Annotated in this window: 6 protein-coding genes and 1 pseudogene; 6 read left to right on the top strand and 1 reads right to left on the bottom strand. The window is 71.1% G+C overall.

The window, feature by feature from the left end; translation table 11 throughout:
• Nucleotides 1-373 precede the first annotated feature (373 nt).
• Nucleotides 374-757, bottom strand: coding sequence for a response regulator transcription factor (locus tag VFW24_03050; GenBank protein ID HEX5265726.1), 384 nt, complete (start codon nucleotides 755-757; stop codon nucleotides 374-376).
• Between the two features lie 159 nt (nucleotides 758-916).
• Here VFW24_03050 and VFW24_03045 point away from each other — a divergent pair, with 159 nt between their 5' ends.
• The 6 genes and pseudogenes from VFW24_03045 to VFW24_03020 form a co-directional block, all read left to right on the top strand.
• The gene (locus VFW24_03045) at nucleotides 917-1,396 is read left to right on the top strand and encodes a CarD family transcriptional regulator (GenBank protein ID HEX5265725.1); all 480 of its coding nucleotides are present in this window, start codon (nucleotides 917-919) and stop codon (nucleotides 1,394-1,396) included.
• A 73-nt stretch (nucleotides 1,397-1,469) separates the two neighbouring features.
• Nucleotides 1,470-1,739, top strand: a complete 270-nt coding sequence (locus VFW24_03040; protein HEX5265724.1) for a hypothetical protein — start codon at nucleotides 1,470-1,472, stop codon at nucleotides 1,737-1,739.
• A gap of 322 nt (nucleotides 1,740-2,061) precedes the next feature.
• Nucleotides 2,062-3,027, top strand: a pseudogene (locus tag VFW24_03035) (DEAD/DEAH box helicase).
• A gap of 243 nt (nucleotides 3,028-3,270) precedes the next feature.
• Entirely contained in the window at nucleotides 3,271-3,501 is a 231-nt protein-coding gene (locus tag VFW24_03030) for a cold-shock protein (protein HEX5265723.1), read from the top strand.
• 76 nt (nucleotides 3,502-3,577) lie between these two features.
• A complete protein-coding gene (locus VFW24_03025) occupies nucleotides 3,578-4,969 on the top strand; it encodes a wax ester/triacylglycerol synthase family O-acyltransferase (protein ID HEX5265722.1) in 1,392 nt (463 codons plus the stop codon).
• An 80-nt stretch (nucleotides 4,970-5,049) separates the two neighbouring features.
• Nucleotides 5,050-6,136, top strand: a 1,087-nt coding sequence (locus VFW24_03020; protein HEX5265721.1) for an amidase family protein, incomplete at its 3' end; no start/stop codon positions are given.

The following is a 6,136-nucleotide window of genomic DNA, read 5'->3' as shown; positions in this document are numbered from 1 at the left end:
CTCGGACGGCGGGGTGTTCAGCTTCGGGGATGCCGCCTTCCACGGTTCCATGGCTGGTCGGCACCTGAGCGCGCCGGTCGTCGGCATGGCGGCCAGACCCGGCGGCGGCGGTACTGGCTGGTCGGCTCGGACGGGGGGGTGTTCAGCTTCGGAAGGGCAGGCTTCCACGGCGCCGCCCGCGGTGTGTCGCAGTTCCCGATCGTCGGCCTCGCACCGACGTCCGACGGGGCCGGCTACTGGCTCGCCGCCTCCGACGGCGGTGTGTTCACTTACGGCAACGCTCGGTTCACGGGCTCGGGACGGTCGTAAGGTTCGTGGGCGCGGAGGTGGAGAAGAGCAGTTTGATCCGGTCCGATCGGGCGGACCGGCCCGGTCAGTCCCCGGACCGGGCTCGCTGCCGGGCCCGGCGGTCGGAACCGAGGGTCGCGACCAGAGGGGGCAGCATCTCGGTCCAGATGTCGCCGCCCTTCTCGAGGGCGGCGTCCGGAGCCGGACCGCCGCTGGTGATCCAGGGCATGGTGGACAGGGCGATCACGTCGGTGTTGGGGCACCGGCGCTTGATCTCGGCCAGGGCGGCATCCCCGTCCATGACCGGCATCCGCCAGTCGAGGATCACGCTGTCGGGCTGCAGCTGCTCCGCCAGTTGCACCGCCTCTCCCCCATCGGCGGCCTCCCCCACCACCTCGAAGTCGGGGTCGTCCTCCAACAGGACGCGGACCACCCGCCGGAACGAGGCATCGTCGTCGGCGATGAGCACCCTCCAGGGGCCATCTACATCGGGGTGGTCGCTCTCCATCATTCCCTCAGCAACCCGAGCCTACCGCTGAGCCCGTCCGCGTGCCCGGCGCGCCGGCTCCAGCAATAGAGGGGTAGGACCGGATCGGCTATACTTCTGGTTCCCATCGAGAGGACGTGTATGCCGTTCGCCGTTGGCGACAAGGTCGTCTATCCGCACCATGGAGCCACTCTGGTCGAACGGGTCGAGACTCGCGAGGTGTTCGGTGCTGAGCGCGAATACCTCGTCCTGCGGTACGAGGACGTCCATCTGACCTTGCGTGTCCCGGCAGCGGAAGCGACCGCGGTCGGCCTGCGTCAGGTGATCGACGACGTCGAGGTGGACGACGTCCTCGCCGTGTTGCGCCGCCGGGACGTTCGGATGCCGTCGAACTGGTCCCGGAGGTTCAAGAACCACTCGGAGATGCTCAAGTCGGGCGACGTCTACCAGTTGGCCGAGGTGGTTCGTAACCTCTCGCAGCGACATCGGGACAAGCCTCTGTCGGCGGGTGAGAAGCGCATGCTGGACACGGCCAGGCGGGTACTGGTGTCGGAGTTGTGCCTGGCCCTCGGTGAGGGCCCCGACCAGATCGGCGTCCGTCTCGACGCCGCCCTCGATTGAGGCTGATAGCTCTGAACCCCGCCGGCCACCCTTCTCGCGATGAAGGCCGAGCCGGCACGGGCGGGAGGCGGCGGTGACCAAACAGCGGGCCACGTTCGGGAAGCTGCAACGCGAGCGGGACAAGCAGGCCAAAGCTCGGGCCAAGCGCGAGCGGCGCCAAGCTGCTGCCGAGCAGACCGAAGAAGAAGCCGTCCAGGACGCGGGCCAGCCCGTCGCCGAGTCGGCACCGGTGCTGATCGATCTCATCGCCGACCTGCACCGCCGGTTCGAGAACGCCGAGATCTCCCTCGAGACCTACGAGGAGCGCAAGGCCGAGCTGTTGAGCCGCCTACCCATCGACTAGTCCGACTGGGCGGGATCCCCACGCCCCTCCTGTCCTCGATGGCCCTGTTTGGGCGGCAGGTCCGGTCCCGACCCCGGCATCGGATAAGGTAGGGGCCGTACCCGCCAACAGTCGGCGGGTACGGCCTGAAGTGCGGGTGTACATCTGTACCCCTTGGTTCCTGCTCGACGAGCGTGTGGCCGCAGCATCCACGGCCTCGCTTGTCTCGAAAGGAACTGTATTGCCCACCTACTCTCATCCCGGCCGACGCGCCCGCCCCGACGGCCGGCCCACCCCCCTGAGCCCCACCGGCGGCTTTGCGGACCTCGGAGTGCCGGCCCCGATGGTGACGGCCTTGGCCGCCTTAGGGGCGGCGTCCCCGTTCCCGATCCAGCTGGCGACGGTCCCTGACGCCCTCGCCGGGCGCGACGTCCTCGGCCGGGCCCAGACCGGCAGCGGGAAGACGATTGCCTTCGCCATCCCGGTGGTCACGGCTCTGGCGGCGCAGGAACGTGGCGCCACCCCGGGTCGGCCGGCCGGCTTGGTGCTCGTTCCGACCCGCGAGCTGGCGTGCCAGGTCTCGGCCACGATCGGCGCCCTGGCCCGGGCGCTCGGCCTCCGGTGCGCGGTGGTCCACGGCGGGGTGGCAACCTCGCCCCAGGTCAAGGCGCTGCGCCAGGGCGCCGACATCGTGGTGGCGACCCCGGGTCGCCTCGAGGATCTGGTGGCCCGGGGCCACTGCCGCCTCGACGGGGTGCGGATCACCGTGCTCGACGAGGCCGACCACCTCGCCGACCTGGGATTCCTGCCCGCGGTGCGCCGGCTCCTGGACCAGACACCGGGCAAGGGACAGCGCCTGTTCTTCTCGGCCACCCTGGACGGCGCCGTCAACGTCCTGGCCTCCCGCTACCTCCGGGCGCCGGTCACCCACTCGATCGACCCCCCGGAGAGCTCCCCCGCCCACCTGGACCATCATCTCTTCACCGTCCGGACAGCCGACAAGGCCGCCGTGGTCGCCGAGCTGGCGTCCGGGTCGAGCCGCAGCCTGCTGTTCACCCGGACCAAGCACGCCGCCCGCAAGCTGGCCCGCCATCTGACCGCTGCCGGCATCCCGGCGCTGGACCTGCACGCCGACCTCACCCAGCGGGCCCGGGAGCGCAACCTGGCGGCATTCGCCGCCGGCACCGTCCGCGTCCTGGTCGCGACCGACATCGCAGCTCGCGGCATCCATGTGGAGGACGTGGCCCTCGTCGTGCACGTGGACCCACCCGCCGACCACAAGGCGTACCTCCACCGGTCGGGACGTACCGCCCGGGCCGGCGCCGCCGGAGCGGTGGTTACGGTCGCCACGACCGATCAGACCCGCGACGTAACCGCGCTGTTGACCAAGGCCAAGGTCCATGCCCGTACCGGGCCGGTCGGCCCGGGTGACGCCCGCACCGCAGCCCTGGTCGGCGTCGGGAGCGTCGCCACGCCCACCCGTCACCAGCCGACACCGCGTGCGCCGGCGGCGAAGGCACCGCGCCCTTCGCGCCGAGCTTCCGCACCTGTGATCCGGGGCCCGCGGAACAACGGGACCGCGACCGCCGGAGCCGTGCGGTGGTTCAACTCGGCCAAGGGCTACGGGTTCATCATCCCCGACGATGGGGGCAAGGACGTCTTCGTCCACCACAGCGCCGTGAAGGACAGCGGCAACCCCGAGCTGACCGAGGGCCAACGGGTCCATTTCGAATCCGAGTCGGGCGCCAAGGGCCGGCACGCCATCAGCCTTCGATCTGCGTAGGCGGCCTCCGGGGCGTTGCGTTGGCGCCGGAGACCTCACTTGTCCGGGGGATCGCAGGTAGGCGATCATGGTCGGGATGGCTGGGAAGCGGGTCGAGACCGTCCGCCCCAACGACGCCTTCTTCCTCAATGCCGAAGCTCCGGGGGCGCCCCAACATGTAGGTGGCGTCGCGATCGTCGACTCCTCGGGCAACGACGGCTCCGTTACCCGGGCCGAGCTGGCCGCACGCATCGCCGGCGCGATCGACGCTGGCACCGTCCCGAGGCTTCGTCAGCGCCTTGCCCATCCGTGGGGCTCGTTCGCCCGGCCGGCGTGGGTGGACGTCCCGGATCTCGATGTCGACCGGCACGTCCTCGAGCGCACCGTGGCCGAGCCCGGCGGTCAGCGCCAGCTCGAGGAGGCCCTCGAGGCCATCCTCGCGGATCCGCTCGACCGGGCCGATCCGCTCTGGCAGCTCTGGCTCCTGGATGGGTTGTCGGATCGTCGCCAGGCCATCGTGTTGAAGGTGCACCACGCCCTTGCCGATGGCATCGGAGTCCTGGCCTTGGTGGACGGGCTTCTCGACGGGACCCCGGCACACCCAGACGCCGGGACCGGGACGCCATCGAGCTCTCAGCCGAGCGGGCGACGCATCTTCGTCTCAACTCTCGCCCATCAACTCGCCGCTCCCGGTCGCGATCTACTGGCCGGCGCACGGAGCGTCACCGCCGACCCGGTCTCTGCCGTCCGCTCCGTGCTGCGCACGGTCGGCGGTGTGTGGGAGCTGGCCCGGGCGGGAAGGGCAGCGCCGACACCGATCAACCGGGCCATCGGCAGCCGCCGCCGGATCGTGCTGACCGACGTACCCGTCGCCGTGATGCGAGCCGCCCGGCGTCACCACGGTGCCACCGACAACGACGTGATCCTGGCAGCCGTCGTGGGAGCCATCCACGACTGGCTGACGACCGAAGGGCTCGAGCCTCCGGCCACGCTCCGCACGGTCGTGCCCGTCTCCACCCGGAGCCGGCGCTCCCGTGACCCGGGCAACTGGACGGCAACGCTCACCGTCGACCTGCCCGCCGAGGCCATGCCACCATCTCAGCGCCTCCGGAAGGTGGTCGAGGCGACCACCGCCGCCAAGCGCTCCAACCAGCGCCTCGGCTCCCAGTTCGTCATGCACGCCCTCGGGTCGTGGGCGCCGCCGCGATTGCACGGCCTGTTCGCCCGTTTCTCCTACCAGGGCGCCTGGTTCAACCTCATCGTGTCGAACGTGCCCGGGGTGCGGCGGCCGCGCTCACTGTGCGGCGCACCGGTCGTCGCCGCCTATCCGGTCATCCCGCTCGTCCCGGAGGTCGGTCTCACGGTTGCGTCGATGCGCTGGGACGACCGCATCACGTTCGGGTTCGTCGCCGACCCGGGAACCGTCGGCGATCTCGACAAGCTCGCCGTGAGCGCCCTCGACCTCATCGCCGATCTCGCCACCTCTTGAGCGGACCCCCGGACCCTGTCGACACGGCGTTTGGCGGCGTCCTGGCCCAACGGCGGATGCTCGCCGACGGAGCGATGTCGGTGACAGAGTTGGTCTCGCTCTGTCTGGAGCGGATTGCCCGCCTCAACCCCTATCTGAACGCCTTCACTGCAGTGCGGGGCGACGACGCCCTCGCCGAGGCGGCGAGCGCCCAGCGGGCCATCGCTGCCGGAGACCGGCGGCCGTTGCTCGGCATCCCCTTCGCGGTAAAGGACGACCTGGACGTAGCCGGCCTGCCGACGTCGCATGGCACGGGCATGAACGGCCACGCGGCCAGCGCCGATTCGGAAATGGTCCAGATCCTGCGGGCTGCGGGCGCCATCCCCATCGGCAAGACGACGCTGCCCGAGCTCGGAACCCACGCCTTCACCGCCTCGGTGGCGTGGGGCCCCACCCGGAATCCCTGGGACCTGTCCCGCACGCCCGGCGGGTCGAGCGGGGGAAGCGCCGCCGCCGTCGCTGGCGGTCTCGTTTCCTTCGCCACTGGAGGCGACGGGGGTGGCTCGATCCGGATACCGGCCGCCTGCTGCAACCTGTTCGGCCTGAAGCTGGGAGGCCACGCCCCCGACCTGACCGTGCACGGTGTCCTGGCCAGGACGGTCGAGGACACGGCCGCGCTCTATGACGTGATCCGTGGCGATCAGCGCCTGGCATCCGCGGTGGCCCAGCCACCTGCCCGGCTGCGTATCGGCGTCACCTCGCGGCTGGGCCTGCCCGCCCACGTCGCCGCGGACGTCCGCTGCCGGGTGGACGAGCTGACCGAGACCCTCACCGCCCTGGGCCACCACGTGAGCCCGGTGACGGTGCGACCCGGCAACTGGGGCGTGCCCTTCTCGATCCTCGGCCTGCGCCTCCTCGAGTCCCAGGCGGGCCCCGTCGAACAGCGCAGCGGCCTGGAGCCGTCCACCCAGGCGGCGCTGCGGGTGGCGGGCGTCGTACCCGACAGCCTGGTCGGTTGGGCCCGGCGGGAGCAGCGGCGGATCACGGGCCTGGCCGCCCGACTCTTCGAGACCCTCGATGTGCTGGTCACGCCGACGATGGCCGTTCCCCCGCCGGCCATCGAGCCCTGGTCCGGGAAGGGTCTGGTTCGTGACGGCCTGCAGATGTCGCGCTTCTACCCGTTCACCT

Source organism: Acidimicrobiales bacterium, from assembly GCA_036273495.1.
Classification (GTDB): Bacteria; Actinomycetota; Acidimicrobiia; order Acidimicrobiales; family JAJPHE01; genus DASSEU01.
Note: the sequence above shows the minus strand (reverse complement) of the source record. Positions and strands in the feature narration are given on the sequence as shown.

Excerpts from the sequence above, each read along its gene's own strand:
- VFW24_03045 (HEX5265725.1), top strand. The coding sequence starts at position 917 with ATGCCGTTCGCCGTTGGCGACAAGGTCGTCTATCCGCACCATGGAGCC.
- VFW24_03025 (HEX5265722.1), top strand. The coding sequence starts at position 3,578 with ATGGCTGGGAAGCGGGTCGAGACCGTCCGCCCCAACGACGCCTTCTTC.